The sequence below is a fragment of the Arthrobacter sp. genome, from assembly GCF_031179385.1.
Lineage (GTDB): Bacteria > Actinomycetota > Actinomycetes > Actinomycetales > Micrococcaceae > Arthrobacter_D.
In genome coordinates, this window is record NZ_JAPSHV010000214.1 from 1 (window position 1) to 2,401 (window position 2,401).

Below are 2,401 nucleotides of genomic sequence, written 5' to 3' on the forward strand. Positions count from 1 at the left end.
GCGTCGCAGAAGCGGGCGTCCGGCGCCCCCGGCCGGTCCGGTTCCCACGCGGTGCGGCGTCCGGGCAGCGGCGGCCCTTCCGCCAACGTCCTACCCTTCGGTGACCCGATGCTGGACAAGCTGGCCGGCCTAAAGAACCGCGGACCGCTGATCGCGCTACTCGGCGCGATCAGTGAGGCTGAGGCCCGCGACCTCGGACCCGCAGCGGAGTACGGCTCGCAGTCCTTCGCCGTCCTCGTCAGCGAACGGCCGCGGGATCTGCACGCAGTGATGGACGTCCTGCGCGGCGCCGGCTGGCATGTTGTCGCCGTAACACCGAACGCTTCGCTTCCCACGGCCTGGGCGCACTTCGATACGCCGCCTGCCACGGTGACTTCCTCCACTGCGAAGACCACAATCAAGACCGGCCCACTCGGCACAGGAGCACGGGCATGACAGCCACTCTTTCCCGCCCCGCCCCCAGCGGACAGGCGCAACGCCTCCTACCCAACCGGCAGGAGGCTCCGCGCCGAACGCACTGGCACCTCCTGATCAGCGCTGCCTCCTTCGCGGCCGTCATGCTGACGTCGCTGAGCCTGTCCGGAGTGATCTTCGGTTGGACCTGGTTCACGCCCGTCATGGTGACGGTGGGAACGGTGCTGTTCTTCATGGCGTTGTCCCGCTGGTCCCGGCTGCCCGGGTACTTCGCTCCCCTCGTGGGCGTTGTTGCGCTGGCGGGGTCCCTGATCTGGCAGTTCTTCCCCGGGCAGAGCACGCTCGGTTTCTTCCCGGGCGAGGGTTTCGTCGGCCGGCTGTCAGTGCTGTTAGGCCATGCGGAGAACACTGTGGTGTCGCAGGTGGCGCCCGTCCTGCCAACCGGAGGACTCTTCCTCGTGGTGTGCGCCGGCATCGGAATCATCGCCATTCTGGTCGACACGCTCGCCAATACGCTCCGGATGCCGGCCACCAGCGGACTGGCGCTGCTGGCAATCCTGGTGGTCCCCGCCGTCGTACGCATCAACAGCGTGGGTGTCCCGTCCTTCGTCGCCGCGGTGGCTGGATATCTGCTGCTGCTGGGGACCGCCCACTGGCTCGAGGCACGGCAGGACTCAGCGTCCTCCGGCGAGCTGTCCGGTGCGCATCTGTCGCGGGGTCTGACGATCGGTGCGCTGGCACTGGGCATCGCTGTCGTCCTTCCGCTGGCCATCCCGGGCTTCAATTCGGGTGTGTTCCCGCAGGGAGCGCGGGTGAACCTGTGGGGTACCGCGACGGGGTTGAATCCCATCGTCACACTCGGCAATGACCTGCGTAATCCCAATGGTTTCGGACGGATCGAGTACGCCACGACGGCTGAGGAGCCGCTGTACCTGCGGTCGGTGACGCTGGAGGACTTCAGCGGGCAGCGCTGGGAGCCGGATCAGCGGCTCGGTCAGCGCGTAGCCGGTGTCGAGGAGATGGCCGGTGACGGCCAGCCTCCCGGCGAGACGGTGCTGACGCGAATCGACACTGAAAGCTTCACCAGCCCCTGGCTGCTGGCACCGTACGCTCCAGTCTCCATCAACGGACTGAACGGGCGGTGGGCCTACGACCCGGGGAACCTCAGCATCCTCGCGATCGACGGCGGCTCCACCGCGGACCAGGACTACCTTGTGGAAAGCACCGAACCCGTGCTGACCAGGGAGCGGCTGCAGGCGATCCCGGCAGCCAATCCGGAGGCGGTGCCCGAACAGTTCCTCGCCCTGCCCGGTTCGCTGCCGGGCATCATCCGGGACACGACGGCGTCGGTGGTGGAGGGCATTTCCAACCCGTATAGCCAGGCGATCGCCATCCAGAGTTACCTCCGCGGGCCGTCCTTCGTGTACTCGGTCGATGCGCCCGTGGACGGCGGCTATGACGGCAACAGCCTCGATGTCATGGCCCGGTTCCTCGAATCCAAGTCCGGGTACTGCGTGCACTACGCCGGAACCATGGCCGTGATGGCGAGGCTCGCGGGCATCCCCAGCCGGGTCGCCGTCGGTTACTCCCCCGGTACGCCCACCGGCGAGCAGTTCCTTAGCCCGGACGGCGTTGAGTTCACCGAATACTCCGTGAATTCCAAGGACGCCCACGCGTGGCCCGAACTGTATTTCGAGGGCGTGGGGTGGGTGCAGTTCGAGCCGACGCCGTCCCGGGGTGTGGTGCCGGATTACGCGCTCTCGTCCCTGTCGCCGGTGAGCCCGTCGATCGACAACGACAGCTTGAACCCTGGTGTCGGCCCGGTTCCCCCGTCCACGGCAACCCCCTCTCCTGAAGCGGAGGAGGCGGAAACGGCCGACGCGGCGCGGGAAAGCTCGGAGCGGAGCTCAACCCTCGGCGTCGTGCTTGCCCTGCTGCTCGTGGTGCTTGCGCTGACGCCGATGGCGTGGCGGGTGCTGCGGACGCG

1 protein-coding gene and 1 pseudogene are annotated in these 2,401 nt (G+C 67.8%); both read left to right on the plus strand.

The features are described from left to right. A pseudogene (locus RIF85_RS15660) lies at positions 1–435 on the plus strand (hypothetical protein); the annotation flags it as partial. Further along, positions 432–2,401: DUF3488 and transglutaminase-like domain-containing protein (locus RIF85_RS15665; RefSeq protein WP_309072827.1), on the plus strand; the 1,970-nt coding region annotated here is incomplete at its 3' end. The pseudogene RIF85_RS15660 and the gene RIF85_RS15665, both read left to right, overlap by 4 nt.